At 72.1% G+C, this 18,990-nt stretch carries 15 protein-coding genes; 8 read left to right on the top strand and 7 right to left on the bottom strand.

Annotated features, from left to right (window positions below; genetic code table 11):
* The first annotated feature begins 202 nt into the window (after positions 1-202).
* Positions 203-745, top strand: a complete 543-nt coding sequence (locus WMF24_RS10015) for a DinB family protein (RefSeq protein WP_437736153.1) — start codon at positions 203-205, stop codon at positions 743-745.
* A 55-nt stretch (positions 746-800) separates the two neighbouring features.
* Here WMF24_RS10015 and WMF24_RS10010 read toward each other — a convergent pair whose 3' ends face one another.
* Complete coding sequence (locus tag WMF24_RS10010) at positions 801-1,670, bottom strand: hypothetical protein (protein ID WP_437736152.1); 870 nt, start codon at positions 1,668-1,670, stop codon at positions 801-803.
* Positions 1,671-2,127: 457 nt separating this feature from the next.
* Between WMF24_RS10010 and WMF24_RS10005 the strand changes: the two genes are divergently transcribed.
* The 4 genes from WMF24_RS10005 (at position 2,128) to WMF24_RS09990 (ending at position 8,478) form a co-directional block, all read left to right on the top strand.
* Positions 2,128-2,643 (top strand): hypothetical protein, encoded by a 516-nt coding sequence (locus WMF24_RS10005; RefSeq protein WP_437736151.1) that lies wholly within the window; start codon positions 2,128-2,130, stop codon positions 2,641-2,643.
* A gap of 645 nt (positions 2,644-3,288) precedes the next feature.
* Positions 3,289-4,692 carry a phosphatase PAP2 family protein gene (locus tag WMF24_RS10000; RefSeq protein WP_437736150.1) on the top strand — a complete coding sequence of 468 codons (1,404 nt, stop codon included), beginning with the start codon at positions 3,289-3,291 and terminating at the stop codon, positions 4,690-4,692.
* A gap of 752 nt (positions 4,693-5,444) precedes the next feature.
* On the top strand, positions 5,445-6,806 hold the full coding sequence (locus WMF24_RS09995; RefSeq protein ID WP_437736149.1) for a serine hydrolase domain-containing protein: 1,362 nt from the start codon (positions 5,445-5,447) through the stop codon (positions 6,804-6,806).
* Positions 6,807-7,035: 229 nt separating this feature from the next.
* Complete coding sequence (locus tag WMF24_RS09990; RefSeq protein ID WP_437736148.1) at positions 7,036-8,478, top strand: serine hydrolase domain-containing protein; 1,443 nt, start codon at positions 7,036-7,038, stop codon at positions 8,476-8,478.
* A 42-nt stretch (positions 8,479-8,520) separates the two neighbouring features.
* Here the strand turns inward: WMF24_RS09990 and WMF24_RS09985 are convergent, their stop codons facing one another.
* Positions 8,521-9,099, bottom strand: a complete 579-nt coding sequence (locus tag WMF24_RS09985) for a YceI family protein (RefSeq protein ID WP_437736147.1) — start codon at positions 9,097-9,099, stop codon at positions 8,521-8,523.
* Between the two features lie 168 nt (positions 9,100-9,267).
* On the opposite strand from WMF24_RS09985, the gene WMF24_RS09980 reads away from it, so the two are divergent.
* Positions 9,268-10,167 carry a LysR family transcriptional regulator gene (locus tag WMF24_RS09980; RefSeq protein WP_437736146.1) on the top strand — a complete coding sequence of 300 codons (900 nt, stop codon included), beginning with the start codon at positions 9,268-9,270 and terminating at the stop codon, positions 10,165-10,167.
* A 30-nt stretch (positions 10,168-10,197) separates the two neighbouring features.
* On the opposite strand, the gene WMF24_RS09975 is transcribed toward WMF24_RS09980, so the two are convergent.
* Both WMF24_RS09975 and WMF24_RS09970 read right to left on the bottom strand, forming a co-directional pair.
* Positions 10,198-11,394 (bottom strand): hypothetical protein, encoded by a 1,197-nt coding sequence (locus tag WMF24_RS09975; RefSeq protein ID WP_437736145.1) that lies wholly within the window; start codon positions 11,392-11,394, stop codon positions 10,198-10,200.
* 347 nt (positions 11,395-11,741) lie between these two features.
* Positions 11,742-12,500 (bottom strand): hypothetical protein, encoded by a 759-nt coding sequence (locus WMF24_RS09970; RefSeq protein WP_437736144.1) that lies wholly within the window; start codon positions 12,498-12,500, stop codon positions 11,742-11,744.
* Between the two features lie 802 nt (positions 12,501-13,302).
* Between WMF24_RS09970 and WMF24_RS09965 the strand changes: the two genes are divergently transcribed.
* A complete protein-coding gene (locus tag WMF24_RS09965; protein WP_437736143.1) occupies positions 13,303-14,154 on the top strand; it encodes a hypothetical protein in 852 nt (283 codons plus the stop codon).
* A gap of 284 nt (positions 14,155-14,438) precedes the next feature.
* Here WMF24_RS09965 and WMF24_RS09960 read toward each other — a convergent pair whose 3' ends face one another.
* On the bottom strand, positions 14,439-15,368 hold the full coding sequence (locus tag WMF24_RS09960; protein WP_437736142.1) for a LysR family transcriptional regulator: 930 nt from the start codon (positions 15,366-15,368) through the stop codon (positions 14,439-14,441).
* 134 nt (positions 15,369-15,502) lie between these two features.
* On the opposite strand from WMF24_RS09960, the gene WMF24_RS09955 reads away from it, so the two are divergent.
* Complete coding sequence (locus WMF24_RS09955; RefSeq protein WP_437736141.1) at positions 15,503-16,108, top strand: RNA 2'-phosphotransferase; 606 nt, start codon at positions 15,503-15,505, stop codon at positions 16,106-16,108.
* Between the two features lie 110 nt (positions 16,109-16,218).
* On the opposite strand, the gene WMF24_RS09950 is transcribed toward WMF24_RS09955, so the two are convergent.
* Both WMF24_RS09950 and WMF24_RS09945 read right to left on the bottom strand, forming a co-directional pair.
* The gene (locus WMF24_RS09950; protein ID WP_437736140.1) at positions 16,219-17,211 is read right to left on the bottom strand and encodes a squalene--hopene cyclase; all 993 of its coding nucleotides are present in this window, start codon (positions 17,209-17,211) and stop codon (positions 16,219-16,221) included.
* A complete protein-coding gene (locus WMF24_RS09945; protein ID WP_437736139.1) occupies positions 17,208-18,986 on the bottom strand; it encodes a phytanoyl-CoA dioxygenase family protein in 1,779 nt (592 codons plus the stop codon). The genes WMF24_RS09950 and WMF24_RS09945 overlap by 4 nt, the downstream gene beginning before the upstream one ends.
* Positions 18,987-18,990 lie beyond the last annotated feature (4 nt).

Genomic DNA, 18,990 nt, shown 5'->3' with positions numbered 1-18,990 from the left:
AGGTCTCCCCTCGAGCACCACGCGTCTGCTATCCAGGACACTAGTCCGCCATAACGGCAGAAGCAAGCGCGATCTCGACCGCCGCGCGCGACCGCGGCGGTACGTCGGAGTCGCCCGGACAGGGGCGGCCGGTGCCCGACGCGATCGACCGGCACGCACGGCCATGGTACGGTGCGCGCCTGACTTGAACGAGGATCAACGCATGAGCTGGAACGAGCAATACCGCGCCATGGCTCGCTACAATCGGTGGATGAACGACAGGCTCTTCGGTCTTGTCGGCGAGCTCGACGACGTCGAGCGCAAGCGCGACCGCGGGGCCTTCTTCCGATCGATCCACGGCACCCTGAACCACATCCTGCTCGCCGACCGCACGTGGATGGGGCGCTTCACCGGCGACCTGGAGCGCTTCGCCTCCCGCGACGCGAGCGGCAAGGGCATCGAGATCACCTCGCTGGCGCAGGAGCTCTACGCCGATTTCGCCGATCTCGCCCGCGAGCGCGCCAGGACCGACGCGGACATCCTCGAATGGATAGAGAAGGTCGATGAGCGCGCGCTCTCGAGCGACGTGACGTACACGCGGGCCGGGGTGGTCCACACGTATCCGCTCTGGAAGCTCGTGGGCCATTTCTTCAACCACCAGACCCACCACCGAGGCCAGGTGACAACCCTGCTGTCGCAGATGGGGATCGACCCCGGCGTGACGGATCTGTTCGCGATGCTGCGCGACGAGGCCAGCGCGTCGTGACGCGCGCGGGCCCGCGGCGCGACGCGCGCTCGCGTGCCCCGCGCTCGCTCAGCGGTCAATCCGCGGCGAAGCAGTAGACGCGGCCGTTTCCGCCTCCCGGGGCCGTGTCGGCGCAACTGCCATTCGAGTGCACCGAGTTCCACGGCCGGTACATCTCGGCCGTGTTCTGATTGGGACCGGTCCCGTCGGAGTGCCCGACCCAGGCGGTCATGTTGGCTGCCTCGGAGGTCCAGTCCGCGCAGGTCTGACCGGCCTTGAGGGTGCCGTCTCGGTTGCTGCCTGTGAGGATGTCGTGCTGGTTGGGCTGCGGGGAGCCCGCCCACTGGCCCGGCACCGTCTCGCCGTTCTCGTCGAGGAACACGGTGTGATCGCCGTCCCTCGCGTGCAGCTCCTCGAGGTTCGCCGCCACCAGCTCGAGCTTGGCGTTGTACCAGGGGCCCGCGCCGATCCGGTCCCTTGCGTGCACCGGCTGGTCGTCCGGGCCCTTCTCGACGCTGAGGTAGGCGCGCCATGTCCTCGCCCCGGCGCCGGCCGCCGCGGCCAGCTCCTGGCACCTGCGGTCCGCCCCCGCGAGCCCGCCCAGGTTCGCAGTCGGGCTCCCGGTGCTCGACACGAAGAAGCTGAGGGACGGCGACGCGCTGTCGCTCCCGCCGCCACCCCCCGCGCCGCCGTCGCCCGTGCCGCCGCCGCCACCGCCGCCCGTGCCGCCGCCGCCGTCGCCCGCGCCCCCCGTGCCGCCGCCGCTGCCGTCGCTGCCGCCCGTGCCGCCGCCGCTGCTGCTGCTGGTCGTGGCGGCGCTGCTGCTGGAGGCGCTGCCGCTGGTGCCGTTGCTCTCATCGTCGCCGCACGCCGCGGCGGCGAGCGACAGGCCGAGGCCGAGGAAGATGCCGACGTTGCGAAGACCCTCTGATCGTGATCGTCCCATGAATGACTCCTTCACAAATTCCGCCGTGCGCGCGCAGGATAGCCCACGTGAGCCGGATCGATGGCGGCAGATCGTCCTCGCGGGAGCCCCCCGCCGCGACGACGACGACGACGCTCGCCTCGGCGAGCGCGAGCGCGAGGCGACGCTCGCCCCGCTGCGCTGCGCGCGGATGTCGCGCTCGGTCAGCGCGCGGCTCTCTTTTCGGCGCCGCTCCGCGACGTCGTCGTTACCGGCGGGCTCAAGAGTTCGGCCGCCGCTGGATGCGTGGAGACGCGCATGTCTGGATCGGGTAGATTGAAGCGCAGAAGGCGCCGGCGGGCGGCAAGGATGTTCGAGATGCCGTCGTGCGCCAGGAGATCCGGAACGTGAAGATCACCTTCCGCTCTCTCGCTGCCTCTGAGCGCCCGCCGGCCTTCCTGCCCCCCAGCACCCCTCCTGCTCGTTCGAAGAGGAATCGATGTCCACGCAGCACCCCCTGGCGGCCTTCTCGATCTACCTGTCCGGCCGACACGCGGTCCTGCTGTCGATCGCGCGCGAGATCACCGATCGGCTCGACGCGTGCGCCGCCAGCGAAGGCGGCTTCTCCCACGAGGCGAGGACGCGCGCTTCGGATCTGATGTGGCTGTGGACGCTGGGGGCCTACGAGGTGGTCCGGACCATGTGCCAGGCCCAGCGGTGCTTCTCGGAGCGCTGCTACAGGTCGGTATCGAGCCTGAAGGTCGAGCTGGAGCGGGTCAGGGTGCCGAACACCAAGCTGGAGCGTATCAAGTACAACCGGCGGGAGAGGAGCATCCCGGTGGCCTCGGACCGAGGCCCGGACGTGTGGGACGACGCCAGCAAGGACCTCCTCGTGGGCGATCCCGCGGATGCCGTCTCGGCGCGCCTGCTGCTCAGGAGATACGAGAGCGTCATGTCGTCGCTGACGCGGGACGATGTGGTGATGAGCCACGAGGAATCGTTCGAGAGGAAGTAGCGCCACGAAAGGGTGAGCGCGAGCATCGACGGCGGGTCGCCGATCCAGCGGCTCGCCATCAGCGGCTTCCCCGTCAGGTGGCCCGGACGCCCCGTCACGTCCTCTCGAAACGAGCCGTCGCTTGGTCTCGCGATCAGGCGTCGCACAAGGCTGGGCCGGAATAGCACGCATGCGGGCAGATATTGTGCGCCAGTGCCGATGGCTGGGCGGCCAAGGACGGATAGCGCCGCGCTCCGCTCTTGTGCCCACCACATAGCCGTTCGAAGGAGCGAATGACCCAGCATGTCGCTCCGGTTGCGCTCGCCAGATCGGTCTGATAGTCTAGATTCGAACACAAGACGCTCTCCTGTCGGCCATCGGCCTGAACGAAGAGCAACGCCCGGTAGACGGCTCGAGATCTCTACTCCCGGCGCCAACCAAGGATATATCTGCGCCGAGGAGCGACCGTCGGCCGATGGCGCGCGCAGCATGAAGCCGCGTTCGCACGCGTGCGGTGACCAGCGTCGTTCGACGCGGCAGTTGCGTCACTCGCGCCGTGATCGGGCACACGAAATTCTGGCCCCCTGAGTCCCCCGGCACCCGATGACCACCGGGACCGCGTTGTCCTGCGGTGATCGTTCTCGAGCACTCGATGAGGAGGATTGCATGCATCGTTCCATCGCGCGATGGGCGCCCGTCTCCTTCGCTGTCCTGGCCACCTGTCTTCTCGGCGACCGAGCGTCCGCGCACGCGCCGGGCGGGCACGGAGATCCGCCGAAGAGAGACGCGGTCCTCGACTGGAACGCCGTCGCCCTGGATGCGATCGCACGCGACTACAGAGACCCCTCCGGCCCGGTGGAGCAGCGAGGGCCGACGCGCGTCTCGCGCGCTCTCGCGATCGTCCACGCGGCGATCTTCGACGCGGTGAACTCGATCGTCGAGGGTCACGAGCCGTACACCATCCTGTTCCCCGCCCCGGGTGCATCCATCAACGCGGCGGTGGCCGCGGCAGCCCACCGCACGCTGACGGCGTTGTACCCGGGCCAGACGGCCGCGCTCGGCCGCAGGCTCTATCGGTACCTGGAGGAGATCCCCGAGAGCGACGCCAAGGAGGACGGCATCGCGCTGGGCAGCGACGTCGCCGACGAGGTCCTCGCGCAGCGTGAAGACGACGGGGCAGACGAGCCGATGTCATACACCCCCGGTACCGAGCCCGGCCAGCATCGCCCCGATCCGCTCTATCCCGACCAGGGGTTCTTGACCCCCGACTGGGGGGATGTGCGGCCGTTCGCCTTGGCCAGCGGCGACGAGTTCCGGTCTCCGCCGCCCCCGCCGCTGTGGAGCGCGGCGTACGCGCTCAGCTTCTACGAGGTCTTCAGCCTCGGCGGCGATGGCTCCAGCACCCCGACCCTGCGCACGCCGGAGCAGACCGTCATCGGCATCTTCTGGTCGTACGACGGCGCCCCGCGCATCGGGGAGGTGCCTCGGCTCTACAACCAGATCGCGCGCGCCATCGCGGTCCAGAAGGGCAACTCGGAGATCGAGAACGCCCGATACTTCGCCCTTGTCAACATCGCGCTGGCCGACGCGGCCATCGCCACCTGGGACACCAAATATCATCACGAGCTCTGGCGTCCGATCGTCGGGATCCGCCTCGCCGACAGGGATGGAAACGCGTTGACGATACCTGACAGGAGATGGAAGCCGGTCGGATCCCCGGGCAGCAATCGGAGCCCGCAGCGCATGACCCCGCCGTTCCCGGCGTACGTCTCTGGGCACTCGAGCTTCGGGGCTGCCATGTTCCAGGTGCTGACGCGTTACTACGGGAAGGATCGTGTGTCCTTCTGCGCCAGGTCCGATGAGTTCAACGGGATAACGACGGATGCGCGGGGCAACGTCCGCCCCGCGATCAAGCGCTGCTATTCCAGCTTCAGCCAGGCGTCTCAGGAGAACGCGTCGAGCCGCATCTACCTGGGCGTCCACTGGAGGTTCGACGCCGTGGAAGGAATGCGCCAGGGCAAGAGGATCGCAGACGCCGTCGTCGACAGGGTCCTCCAACCGCTGCCTTGACGCCAACGCCGAGGACCTATCGAGGAACGGGCAGCCGGTCCGCGAGCTCTACGGCTCCACGGGCGTATCACCGCGGACCGGCGCGGCGGCGAGCGCGCGGCGCGCGGCACGCGGTGCCAGCACCGGAACGCGCTCGACAATTCCAGCACCACGGCAACATTGCCACTACGACGAAATCCAGACAGCTTTGCGCTGCCGGCACCGGGCCGGGCGATCGGCTCGGGGACGCCTCGGCGAAATAGTTCGAAGGGTCGCTCGGGTCGCGGCATCAAGTCTGTGAGCTGCCCGGATCCGGGCGGCGGGCTGGTGCTCCGTGAACTGCAGCGCTGTGTCGAGGCGTGGTGTCGCACGCGGACGCCGGCGGCTGAGCGCGGCTCGGCGACGCCTTGATCCGCGCGCGGATCGAGGCGTCAAGGCGTTGCCGCTGCGGGCGATGGCGCGCTCGACACCGCCACGGGTCGGAGCGAGCCACAACAGCCGTGCTCGCATGATCCACAGCGGCGCTTCGAACAGAAATCATCTCGGGGCATGAACGATCATGGTGAGTCCGGGAACAGAGGCCTGACAACGAACAGCGCTCTCCAGCTCACGTGACCGAGCCCGGCGGCGCGAGCCGCCGGCCCGCCGGAGACGATCCGAGGGCGCCCGCACACCACCAGGAGCCGATCATGCCTTCTCTGCACCACAGCGTCACTCCTCCGATCTCACATCTTGCCGGCGCAGCGGCCGCGCGCTGGCGATGCGGCCTCGCCATGGTCCTCGTCTCCGCGCTGCTCGGCTCCTCGGCCCTGCTCGCGGGCTGCTCCGGCGACGACGGGGCGCCGGCGAGCACGGCCGTCACCAGCAGCGGCGACGGCGGCAGCGGCGGTGAGGACGAGGGCGGCGACGGCGGCAGCGGCGGCGAGGACGAGGGCGGCGACGGCGGCAGCGGCGGCGAGGACGAGGGCGACGGCGGCAACGGCGGTGAGGACGAGGGCGGCGGCGGCGACGCGGGCACGCCTCCGGGAGAGTGCGCCGGTTCCACGGCCGAGGCCAACACCGACCCTGACGACCCCGTGCAGCAAGGCGCGGACCACCTGGTGCGCGACCTCGAGTTCCCCGCCGTCCTGGTGGCCGTCCAGGATGTCGACGGGGAGACGCGCCACTACGTTGCTGGCGTCGCCGACCTGGAGACCCAGGCGAAGGTGCCTGTCGACGGGCAGGTGCGCATCGGCAGCAACACAAAGCCGTTCACCGCCGCGGTCGTCCTGCAGCTCGTGGGTGAGGGAAAGGTCGACCTCGACGCGCCCATCGAGGCGTACCTGCCGGGCCTGATCCGCGGCGACGGCATCGACGGCCACGACATCACGGTACGGCAGCTCCTCCAGCACACGAGCGGGCTGCCCGATTTCGTCGGCGCGCTCCTGGGCGGCGACTTCGCGAGGACCCTGCACACCTACGTCGACCCCCGCACGCTGCTCGATCTGGCGCTGGCGCAGACGGCGAGCTTCCCCCCCGGCGACCGGTGGGGGTACAGCAACACGAATTACATCGTCGCCGGGCTGCTCATCGAGGAGGTCACCGGCCGCCCGCTGGCGGAGGAGATCACCGAGCGGATCATCGATCGCGTCGGGCTGCGCCACACCTACGTTCCCGGTGTCGGCGACATGAGCATCCGGGAGTGCCACCCCAGGGGCTATCACGCGGACAGCTTCGGAGATCCGCTGTACGACGTGACCGAGCTGGACCCGTCCATCGCAGGGGCCTCCGGCAACATGATCTCCACCCCGAGCGATCTCAATCGCTTCTTCTCCGCCCTGCTCGGCGGCGAGCTCCTCGAGCCGGCGCAGCTCGAGGAGATGCGCGCCACCGTCGACGCGTCGAGCATGTGGCCCGACTACGCGTACGGGCTCGGGCTGAGCAGCAGCCCGCTGAGCTGCGGCGGCCTCGTCTGGGGCCACGGCGGCGACATCTTCGGCTACGAGACCGCCGGCGGCGTCACCGAGGACGGCCGCGCCGTCACCGTCGCCGTCACGGCGCTGCCCTCCGCCGTGCCCGGCGTAGAGACCCGCGAGCAGGCCTATGACGCCTACGCAGATGTGCTCGCCCTCGTCGACGCCGCCCTGTGCGAGTGAGCGCCGCGCGCGGCCTCGCGCGGGCGGTGAGCACGACTGCGATGCTCGCGTGATCCACGGCAGCGCTCGAGACAGAAGATCATCAGAGGATTGAACGATCCTCACGAGTCCGGGAACAGAGCCACGAAGACCAACGGCGCTCTCCACTGCGCGTGACGATGCCTGGCGGCGCGAGCCGCCGGCGCGGCGCGGTGAGCCGAGGGCGCCCGCACACCATCAGGAGCCGATCATGACCTCTCTTCACCACCGTTTCACCTCTCCGAGAACACGAATCGCCCGCGCAGCCGCCACGGGCTTGCGCAATGTCGCCTCGCTCGTCCTCGTCTCGTCGCTGCTCGGCTCCTCGGCCCTGCTCGCAGGCTGCGACGACGACGACCGGGCGCCCGCGAACACCGACGCGGACAGCGGCGGCGGCGGGGGCGTCGAGAGCGGCGACGGAGGCGGCGGCGCCGTTGACGGCAGCGGCGGCAAGGACGAGAACGGCGGCGAGGGCGGCGAGGGCGGCGAGGGCGGCGAGGGCGGCAGCGGCGGCGAGGACGCGAGCGGCGGCGGCGACACAGGCGATCCGCCGGGTGAGTGCGCCGGCTCCACCGAGGAGGCCAACAGCGACCCCGACGATCCCGTGCAGCGGGCCGCCGACCACCTGGTGGGCGACCTGAAGTTCCCCGCCGTGCTGGCGGCCGTCCAGGATGTCGACGGGGAGACGCGCCACTACACCGCCGGCTTTGGCGACGTGGAGACGAAGGCCGAGGTGCCTGTCGACGGGCTCGTGCGCATCGGGAGCAACAGCAAGGCCTTCACCGCCGTCGTGGTCCTGCAGCTCGTCGGCGAGGGAAAGGTCGACCTCGACGCGCCGATCGAGACGTACCTGCCGGACCTCGTCCGCGGCGAGGGCATCGACGGCAACAACATCACGGTGCGGCAGCTCCTCCAGCACACGAGCGGGCTGGCCGATTACGACGCTCTGCTCCTGACCGGCGACTTCTCCGCGCTCCGCAACACCTACTTCAGCCCGCGCGATCTGCTCGATGCCGCGCTGGCGGCGGGGTCGCAGTTCCCCCCAGGCGATCGGTGGGACTACAGCAACACGAACTACACCCTCGCCGGCCTGCTCATCGAGAAGGTCACGGGGCGCCCGCTGAACGAGGAGATCACGCGCCGGATCATCGATCGCATCGGGCTGCGCAACACCTATCTCCCCGAGGTCGGCGAGCAGGGCATCCGGGGGTGCCATGCCAGGGGGTATCACGCGGACAGCGTCGATGGGCCGATGTACGACGCCACCGAGCTGGACCCGTCGTTTGGATGGGCCGCCGGACAGGTCATCGCGACCCCGAGCGATCTCAACCGCTTTTTCCTGGCGCTGTTTGGCGGCGAGCTCCTCGAGCCGGCGCAGCTCGAGGAGATGCGCACGACCATCGAGGCCCCCGGCATGTGGCCGGGCGCCGAGTACGGGCTCGGCCTGTTCACGACGCCGCTGAGCTGCGGCGGCCTCGCCTGGGGCCACGGCGGCGACATCATGGGCTACCACACCCGCGGCGGCGTCTCCGACGACGGCCGCGCCGTCACCGTCGCCATCACCGTCCTGCCGGGCGCGATCCACGGCGAGGAGACCGTCGAGCAGGCGTACATGGATGTCCTCGAGCTCGTCGACACCGCCCTGTGCGACTGAGCCCCGGGGTGCGCGCGCGCGGGGCGCGGCCGCGCGCGGCGCTCACCCCTGCTTGACGAGCTGGATGTCGAGGGTGATCGCGATCTCGTCGCCCACGAGGACGCCGCCCGTCTCGAGGATGGCGTTGAAGCTCATCCCGAAATCGCTGCGGCGGATCTTCGTCGTGGCGGTCGCGCCAAGCCGGCGGCCTCCGTAAGGGTCCGTGTGCTCGCCCGAGAGCTCGCTGACGGCGAGCGTCACCTCGCGCGAGACGCCGCGGATCGTCAGGTCGCCGACGACGTCGAGCCCGTCGCCGCGGCGGCGGACGCTCGTGGCGACGAAGGTGATCGTCGGGTACCGCTCGGCGTCGAGGAAGTCGGCGCTCCGGAGGTGCGCGTCGCGCTCGTCGTTGCGCGTGCGGATCGACGCCGCGTCGATCGCGGCGGAGACCTGCGACGCCTCGGGGCGCCGCGGGTCGTAGGTGACCTCGCCGGCGACGCCCTCGAACTCGCCGCGCACGTTCGAGATCATCATGTGACGCACGGAGAAGGAGACGCCCGAGTGCGCCTTGTCGATCGTCCACCGGGCGGCCTGGGAGGGGATCGCGCTCGGGGTGGTGGTGGTGCTCGTCGTCGTGTTCATGGCTCGTCGTCCTTCCTGGTGAGGGTCAAAGGCCCGCCGCGCGCTGGCGTCCCGGGGCTCCGGGACTTCGGGGCGCGCGGGCCGTGCGTCACACGACAGACCATGCATCGTTGCTCCTGGATGCACTAGACGCGCGGCCGAGAACGGGCTGTTCTCCTGGGACGAACAATGGACCTGAACCGCATCGCCGTCTTCGTGCGCGTCGTCGACGAGCAGGGCTTCACCGCGGCGGCCAGGGCGCTGGGGCTGCCGAAGTCGTCGGTCAGCCGCTCTGTCGCGCTGCTCGAGGAGGCGCTCGGGGCGCGGCTGCTCCACCGGTCGACGCGCAGCGTGCGGCTCACGGAGGCGGGCGCGGCGTTCTACGAGCGGGCGTCGCGCGGCGTGGCGACGCTCGAGGAGGCCGCCGCGCAGGTGGCCGATCTCCAGGGGGTCGTGCGCGGCACCGTCCGCATCACCGCGCCGGTCGACGTCGGCATCGTGATGCTCGAGCCGGCGGTTGCCCGGTTCGTGAAGCGGCACCCGGCCGTGCGGGTCGACGTCGTGCTCACGGGGCGCGTCGTGGATCTCGTGGAGGAGGGCTTCGACCTGGCGCTGCGGGCCGGGCCGGTCCGCGACGGCTCGCTCATCGCGCGCAAGATCGGGCACGTGGAGGACGCGCTGTACGCATCGCCCCGGTACCTGGAGCGCGCCGGCGTCCCCGCGCGCCTCTCGGACCTCTCGGCGCACCGGTGCGTGCTCTTCCGCGAGGCGCGCGACCGCGCCGCGTGGACGCTGCAAGGGCCGGCGGGGGACGAGACGGTGGAGGTGAAGGGGCCGCTCACCGTCGACGAGCAGAGCTTCGCGCGGCGCGCGGTGCTGGCGGGCGTCGGAATCGGCCTCCTCCCGGCCGTCATGTGCGCCCGCGACGTCGCGCGCGGCCGCCTCGCGCGCGTGCTGCCGTCGTACCTGGCCCCGGGGGCGCCGCTCCACCTCGTGTACCCCTCGGCGCGCTACCTGCCCCACCGCGTCGCGGCGCTCCGCGACCTCCTCATCGAGGCGCTCACGCGGCGGCTCCAGCGGTCGCCGTGACCGCGGGCGCCGCGCGTGGAGCGCGGCCCTTCAGCGGGCGGCGCGCCGCCGGGCGTCCTGCCGCCCCTGGCTCGCCGCCCTGGCCTCGACGAACGGGTTGCGCGCCTCCGCGGCGCGCAGCCGCTCGAAGCGCTCGATCCGCGCGCGGTCGCCGCTCTGCCGCAGCGTCCTCGCCAGCACGACGCTCTTGGCGAGCCGGATGAACCGGAGGCGGTGCGCCGAGATCACGTCTTCCACGTCGCGCCTGCCCGCCCCGGGGCCGAACTCGAGGTCGTACGCCGCGCGCAGCCGGTGCTCGCCGCGGAGGCGCAGCGCGTCCGAGAGCCCCTCCAGGGCGGCGCGCTCGGCCGGGCTCGCCCAGGCGAGGATCCTGGAATAGGGCGTCGCCATGGTCTCGTGATCCGGCTTGTTCACGAACCGGCGCAGGAACACATCGGACGTCGCGACGGGCACGTCGCTCGTCGTCTGGTGGAGGAGGGCGTACGCGTACGCCTCGTTCATGCCGACGAACCGGTTCCTGTCGTAGTCGGCGCCGTCCACGCGCCGGCCGAGGCGATCGACGCCCGAGAGGGCGGCGAAGAAGAAGCTGCTGAAGTCCGTGTAGTCGGCCTCGTTGATCTCGGGCGTGCAGCCCGACGCGGGGCGGTCCCTCGTCGCCGCGAAGAACCCGACGACGTCGCGGTCGACGAGCTCGCCGTCGGGCCGGCCGCCCTCGAAGAGGAGGTTCGCGAACGACCCGGAGAAGCACTGGGCCATCACGAGGACGACGGGCGTCTCGTCGGGCAGGTCGTCCATGCGCGCGGCGAGATCGCGCACGGACAGCCCGCCGCCGCCCCAGAGGTCGAACACGTTGTTGTCGAGGTCGCGCTGCGGGTTGGGGCTCCCGTGGCCGGCGAAATACAGGAGCAGCGGGTCGCCCGGGCGCCTGGCGGCGAACCTGCGCCACATCGCGTCGAAGCCGGCGCGGGTCGTCGCCCCGTCGATGCGCGGCAGCCTTGGCGCGCGGTAGCGCATGCGGCGGCCGTCGAGGAACTGCACGCTCCGCGTGCGCCGGCGCCCGTCGGCGAAGAGGACCCGCCGCTCCACGGAGGCCGGGAGCAGCGACTGGAAGTACCGGATGTGCCCCTCGATGGCGACCTGGTTCATCGGCGGCCTGGGGCCGCCCCCGACGACGAGCGCGCGCCAGGACGCAGGCTCGGGCGACGGCGCGGCCGGCGGGGCGAACAACGGCGCGGGAAGAAGGACGGGCAACGGCGCGGGCGCGAGGGCGGGCAACGGCGCGACCGGAAGGACGCGCAATGGCGCCGGCGCGGCAGCCGGCGCGCGCGAGGGCGCGGCAGCAGCGGCCGGCGCGCGCGAGGGCGCGGCAGCAGCGGCGGGGGCTGGGCTGGGCGAGCGCGCGGCCGCCGCCGCCGTCGTCGCCGTGGCAGCAACGAGGACAGCAGCTCGGAGGAGCAGACGGTACGCGGCGGTCACTTCTCGGCCTCGGCAGCGCGCATCGCGCCGCTCGATTCTAGGTAGCACCCGCCCGGCGCTCGCGCAGCGAAGGACCGCGGCGGCGCGCTGCGGCGCGCCTACTTGGCGAGCCTCATCACGAGGCCGCCGACGTCCGTCCAGTAGATGCTTGTGCCGTCGACCGCCAGGTCGTTCGGCGAGACGCCCGAGATCACGACGACCGGCTCGCCGCCGTCGATGGGCACCCGCCTGATCTCGCCCGCGCTCGTGTTGACCCAGTAGACGTGCGTCTCGTCGAGCGCGATGTAGTACGGGCTCGGCTGGTCCGTCGCGAGCGCCACCGGGGTGCCGCCCTCCTTCGGCACCTTGTTCACGGAGCCCACGCCCGGCCCCTCGCCCGGCGTTGTCCAGTACACGTGGGTCGCGTCGAGCACGACCTCGTGCGACTCGAAGTATCCGGTGGCGAGGGCCACGGACTCGCCCCCTTCGATCGGCACCTTCCGGATGGAGCTCGCATCCGCGTTGGTCCAGTAGACGTGCGTTTCATCGACGCTGACGCGGCGGGAGCCGCTGCCCCGGGCGAGCTCTTCCGCGGCGCCTCCCAGGAGCGGGAGCTTCTTGACCGCGTGGTTGTCGCCAACGTAGATGCTCGTCGCGTCCAGCGCGAGGCCCACCGGATCTTCCAGCCCCGCGGTGGAGCGCAGCAGGGGGGTGCCCCCGTCCAGGGGCGCGCTGTAGACGCCGACGGGAACGGCCATCTCGAGGCCGGAATCGGGGGAGCAGGTCCAGTACACGTGCGTCGCGCTCACCGCGATCCCGTACGACGGGCAGCTGTCGGCGAGCACGACCGGCGCCCCTCCTGCGATGGGCGCTCTCATGATCTCGCCAGCGTCCGAGTGCGTCCAGTAGACGTGTGCCCCGTCCACCGCGATGGCGAGGGGATTGCCGGTCGCCTCGGCCAGCACGACCGGCTGGCACGCGCCGTCGATGCACAGCCCGCCCTGGCAGCCATGGCCGCGGGCGCCGCCGACAGCGACGCTCGCCGTTTCGTTGGCCCCGATGCCGCCGCTCCCGGTCGCGCCGGGGGCGTCGATCTCCAGCGCGCACCCGGGCGCGAGCGCCGCCGTGGTCGTGACGAGCGCCGCGCGCGCGGCGGCGATCGCGAGGATTCCCCGTCGCCTCGGGCGCGGCGGACGAGCGTGACGCCGGGAGGACGTGGTATGTGGTCTGTCTGGTTGCATGGTCATTGCGCTCTGCGCATCGCGCAGCCTCCCGCGGATCGGCTAGAGCTCGACCGGTGGCCCGGTCAAGCGAGCTCCCCGTGGCGACTCGACACGATCGAGCGCTGCGCACCCCGCGTGGCGGACGGCGACAGCCTGGCTGAGACCGCCAACATTTCGCCGCAGACGAGGCAGATTGCCCCAGCGCGCCTGTCCTTGAGCACGGCAGAGCTCCCTCCGCCCGGCCCCGGTCATGGCCTCGCCGCCCGGGCTCGCGCGCGCAGGTGGCGCGCCCCGGCGCGCGCGGCGACGGAATGGGCTCGCCCGGCGATGTAGTCGATGTCCGGGAAAGACCTCTCAAGGCCGAGCTCGACCATCTCCTGCCCGGATCGCCGCAGGGCCCCTGGCACGCGCGTTGCCGCTCCCTGTGCAATCGACGTACGAGCACAGGAGAGTGACCATGTCGGCCAGTTCATCGAAGACGACCATCGATCATGACGAGATCCGCCAGTGGGCCGAGTCGCGCGGAGGCCGCCCGGCGACGGTGAAGAGCACCGAGAAGAACGGGGAGCCGGGCATCCTGCGCATTGATTTCCCGGGGTACAGCGGGGAAGGCAGCCTCGAGGAGATCTCGTGGGACGACTTCTTCGCCAAGTTCGAGGAGTCGAACCTCGCCCTCGTGTACCAGGAGACGACGGCGGACGGGCAGCAGAGCAACTTCAACAAGCTGGTGAGCCGCCCCGACGACATGGTCCAGAAGGCCAAACCCACGTCGGGCGCCGCGAAGGGCGGCAAGGCCAAGGCGACCAGCGGAAAGGGCGCGAAGGCGAAGGGCGATGAGCGCGAGCTGGACGTCGAGGTCGAGGTCCAGATGGATCTCGACGAGGAGGCGTCGGGCGAGTCCGGCGGGGGCGAGCGGAAGAAGCCCCGCAGCAAGCAGGCAAGCGCCAGGGGTGCCCAGGAGGGCGCAGAGGACGACCACGCGTCCCACATGACGATCGATCACGACGAGATCCGCGCGTGGGTCGAGGCGCGCGGCGGCCACCCGGCGACGGTGAAGAGCACCGAGAAGGGCGGAGAGCCCGGCGTGCTCCGGATCGACTTCCCGGGGTTCAGCGGGGAGGACTCGCTCGAGGAGATCTCGTGGGACGACTTCTTCGCCAAGTTCGAGGAGTCGAACCTCGCCTTCGTGTACCAGCAGGCCAAGGCGAGCGGCGAGCCGAGCTATTTCTCCAAGCTGGTGAGCCGCCCCGACGATATGGGCGGCAGCAAGGCGAAGCAGGGCAAGTCGAGGTCGAAGAAGGCGGCCTGAGCCGGTAGAGCCCCTGTGCAGGGGCCCGGCGGCCGTGGTCGGATGGGACCATGAGGCGGGAAGGCAGGAAGAGATAGCGCTCTTCCGCCTTCCCGCTTTGCCATCAGCTCGCCCTGAGGGGCCGCGACGGCCAGAGCGACAACCGGGCTGAACCCGCCTGAAACGAGCAGAATTTCAAACCGCCAAGACGCCAAGGACGCCAAGACATCATCTTTTTCTTGTTTTTCTTGGCGTCCTTGGCGCCTTGGCGGTTTATTTCTCTTTCGCCCAACGTGATCGATGTTCTACCGGCTCGGCGCCGGAGGACCGGGAGCGCCTCTCCCTCCACGTTCACGTTCTCTCCGCTTCCAGGCAGCGCCGTGCGCGAGCAGCGTGTCGCGGAGCTCCGCCGCCGCGCCCTGGAGCTCGACCCCGCGACGGCGGACGACGTGGAAGATCCTGCGCGGCAGCTCGGGCATCGGGCGCGCGACGAGGCCGCGCGGCAGGCGGCAGCAGCCGTTGACCACCGCGATGCCGACGCCGAGCCGGACGAAGTGGAGCATCAGCTCCCAGCCGTTCGCCTCGACGGCCGGCTCCCAGCGGACGCCCGCCGAGAGCAGCGCCTGCGCGAGCAGCGCCCGGTGGGGCCGCGAGGGGCCGGGGACCACGAGGCGGGCGCCCTCGAGGTCGCGCAGCGCGATGCGGCGCTTGCGGGCGAGCGGGTGCGCGTCAGGGACGACGAGGACCTGCTCGACCTCGGTGAGGCGGTCGGCGACGAGCCCGTCCGGCGCGCCCTCGAGCGGCGCGACGCCGAGGTGCGCCTCGCCCGTCGCGACGGCGTCGAGCGTGGCGTCGCGGTCGCGCGTGAGCAGCCGGAGCGGGGCGGCGGCGCGGGCGGTGAAGGCGCGGATCCCCTCGCCGAGCAGGTAGAGGTACGAGCCCTCGCCGGCGCAGAGCACCACGGGCTCGCGGCTCTCGCCCTTGCGGAGCACGTCGAGGAACGACCGCGTCCGTTCGCCCACCTCGCGCCCGAAGGCGGCCACGCGCTTGCCGTCGGCGGTGAGCTCGAGCCGCTGACCGCGCCGCCTGTAGAGCGTCACGCCGAGCGCCTCGCCGAGCTTGCCGATCTGGGCGTGGAGCGCCGGCTGCGAGATGTGCAGCGCCCGCGCCGCGCGCGTGAAGTTGAGGTGCTCGGTGAAGACCACGAAGGCGCCGAGCCAGTCGAGGTTGAGCATGGCGGGAGGAAGCTATCGCGAAACGCGATAGCCTATCCAGAAATATCGCTTCCGCGTGATAGCTGGGTGTCTATGCTCCACGTACGTTGACTCCGGGGTTCCGGGGTCCGAGAGGGAAAGAACGGAGCTTGACGATGGGCCGCGATCGCTTGACCGACACGAGCAAGAAGCTCTCCTGGCTGCTCCGCCACGGGGCGCCGTCGCTGGGCATCGCCATGGACGACGCCGGCTGGGTCGCCGTGGACGACGTGCTCGGGGCGCTCGGGATGACGCGCTCCCGCCTGGACGAGGTGGTGGCGAACAACACGAAGAACCGCCTCGAGCTCCGGGGCGACCGGGTGCGCGCCTCGCAGGGACACTCGCGCGAGGGGATGCCGGTGACGCTCGCCGGGCTCGAAGCGTCGTGGGAGGAGGTCCACGTCGACGCGCCGATCTGGCACGGCACGAGCGTGGACGCGGTCCGCGGGATCGCGCGAGACGGGATACGGCCGGCGGCGCGCACGCACGTGCACTGCACCGACGCGCTGGACAGCGCGGTGGGCAAGCGGGCGCGGGTCGACGTGATGCTCGAGATCAGCCCGGCGCGGCTCCGGACGCGGGGGATTCGGGTGTTCCGGAGCCAGAACGGGGTGATCCTCGCGAGGCAGGTGCCGGTGGGGTGCGTCGTGGGGCTCGTGCCGATCGCCGCGCGGGCGCAGCGGGAAGCGGAGGTGCTGCGGGCGCTGCTGCTCGGGGGGTAGCGGCGGGCCCGAGGTGGGGAGTCCGGGGCGGTGCCGCGCCGCTCCCGCCGCCCAGGTGCGCGGCGCGCGGGACGGGCGCCCCCTGCCGAGGCGGCGGCGCGGCCCGGCGCTCAGCCGGCCAGCGCGGCGAGCACCGTCGCCGTCGTCATCACGCGCGCCTCGTCGAGCACCACGCTCCCCTGCATGGTCCCGCCGTAGACCCAGCCGGTGAAGCTCGCAGGATCGAGATCGTCGGGGAGCGGCACGCGCAGGCGCGCCGACGCGTCCCAGGAGCCGTCGGGCCGCTGCGCGCCGCGCAGCCACGCCTCGGCGGCACGCGCGCGACGGCCGATCGCCTCCTCCCCCGCGCCGATGCGCAGGAGGCGCAGGCACCACGCGGTCGCGAAGGGCGAGCCCGCGGGGTGCGCGTCGGTCCGCGCCGCGCCGTCCGCGCCGAGCCTCCGCGCCGCCCAGGCGATCGCGGCGGCGACGCGCGGTCGATCGGCCGCGACGCCGCACCCCGCGAGCCCGAGCGCCGCCAGCGCGGTCGCGTACTCGTCGTCCTGCCACCAGTAGGCGCCGAACGAGCCGTCGGGGCGCTGCGCCGCGAGCAGGAACGGGCGCACCGCGTCGCGCATCTCGGGCAGCGCGGCGGCGGCGGCGGTGACGCAGACGTGCGAGCTGCACCAGCCCGCCAGCGAGATCGCGGGCGGGGCGTTGATGAACGCGCGGATGGCGCCCTCGGAGGCGTACGTGGAGAGGCCGGCGTCGGCCTGGTAGTGACCCATCAGCGCGGCGCGCGCGGCCGCGATCCGCGGGACCTCGGGCGCGCCCACCGCGCGCGCGAGCTGCAGCCCCCAGAGGGTGCTGTCCGCGTCGCCCGGCGTGATCCCGTTGTAGCCCCACGCGCCCCCGGGGCGCTGCGCGCGCGCCACCAGCGCCGCGAGCGCCGCCGCCGCCGCGCGGCGCGCCTCGGAGACCGAGAGGCGCGCGAGCGCCGCGCCCACGTAGCCGGTGACCCACTCGTCGCCCTCGCCGGCGGCGAGCGCGTAGTCGTGGAAGAAGCCGCCCTCGTCCTGCGCGCGCAGGAGGAAGGACAGCGCCCGCGCCGTCGCGGCGCTCACGACGCCCCCCGCGCGCCGCCGCGGCCGCGGCGGTCGAAGATAAGCGGCGTCCTCTCGCCTGCCGCGAGATCGCCCGGGGCCAGGCCGGGGAGCGACTCGCGCCGGTTGTTCTCGCGGATCGTCGCCGCGAACACCTCCTGCGGGGCGGCGCCGGGCGCGATCCCCGGGGCGGCGACGCGCGCCCCGTCGGCGAAGAAGACCACGACGATCGCCTCGCGCCGGCGCGGATCGGTGTTGCTCCGCGACGCGTGCAGCGTCCACCCCGCGTGGAAGCTGGCGTCCCCGGCGTCGAGCGGGCCGTAGCACGTCACCGGGTAGCCGCGCTCGAGGAGCGAGCGCTCGAAGCGATCCATCGAGTCGTCGTCCGGCAGCGACGTCCCCACGTAGCCGGAGCGATGGGAGCCGTCGGCGAAGAGCATGGGCGCCATGTGCGGCGTAACAGGGGCGAGCGCGAGCCACATGGTCACCACGGCCTCGGTGTCGAGCGGCATGAAGTACGCGTCCTGGTGCCAGGCGGTGTTTCCACCGCCGGGCTGCTTGAAATACGACTGGTCCCGGAAGACGCGGACGCGATCGACGCCCAGGAGATCGGCGGCGATCCCCCCGAAGCGCCGCCCCAGCACCAGCTCCCGCGCCGCGGGGTCGAGCCGCCAGAGGTTGTTGACGAACTGCCACCCTTGCTCGCGACCGGCGACGCTGCGCTCCATCTCGTGTCGCTCCTCGTCGTGCCGCTCCACCGCGCCGCGCAGGCGCGGGGCGTAGGCGCGGACCTCGGCCCCTGTCATCACGCCGCGCACGAGCGTGTGCCCGCGGGCGCGGAACCCCTCGACGGCCCCGGCGGGAAGCGCGTGGGGCGAGGCGAACGGCGCCTCGCCCCCGGCGAGCGCCGCGACGGGCTCGGGCGCGGCGGCGTACACCACCGGGTTCGCTGGCCCGGCCGCGACGTCATGGTCGCCGGCGCCGGGGAAGTAGTGGGCGCGCAGCGCCTCCCGGTAGTACGCGCCGGCCCCGCCGCCGGGAAAGCCGAGCACCTCGTCGGCCGGGGCGAGGCGGCTGTCCGCGGGGTAGTAGCAGATGGCGATCACCTCGCGCGTGTAGGCCATCCGGTTGGGGGGCGCGCAGTGCACCACGCGGCCCGAGTGGTAGTCCGCGTCGCCGGCGCGCAGCGCGCGCCCCTCGTCGATGGGATAGCCGAGCTGCTCCATGTCGGAGCGCACCGGATCTCCGGGGCCCCCGTCGCCGCCGTGGCCCAGCTCGACGAACCCGGCGCCCTGCGAGCCATTGGCGAACTTCATCGCCGTCTCGGAGGAGACGTCGACGAGGGGCAGCCAGAGGGTCACGACGTCGCGATCGAGCGGCAGGAAGAGGCCGTCCTGGTGCCAGGGAGTCTCGGCTCCGCCCGGAGCCTTCCAGAAGCCATAGTAGTGGAGCACGCGCACCGCGCGCACGCCCAGGAGCTCCGCGGCGATGCGCCCGAGGCGCCGCGAGAGAAGGAGCGGCCGGAGCGCGGGCGGGGCCTCGGAGATCAGGAAGGCGATGCGGCTGGAGCTGCCGCCGAGCGCCCGCTCCTCGGGGGCCAGCTCGGCCGTATTTTGCCGCACGGCTTCGGCCACGTGCGGGCGGATGGCGGCGACCTCGGCCGCGGTGAGCACCCCGGGCAGGAAGACGTGGCCGTCGCGGCGATACGCGTCCTGCGCGCCCGCGGGGAGCGCGAAGGGGCGATCGAGGGTGGGCAGTGAGCGTACGAGTCGCTCGGTCGAGGAGACAGGGATCATGGGA

It is taken from the genome of Sorangium sp. So ce1335 (assembly GCF_051521615.1).
Lineage (GTDB): Bacteria > Myxococcota_A > Polyangia > Polyangiales > Polyangiaceae > Sorangium.
The sequence above is the reverse complement of the archived record's forward strand: the minus strand, read 5'-3'. Positions and strand labels throughout refer to the sequence as shown.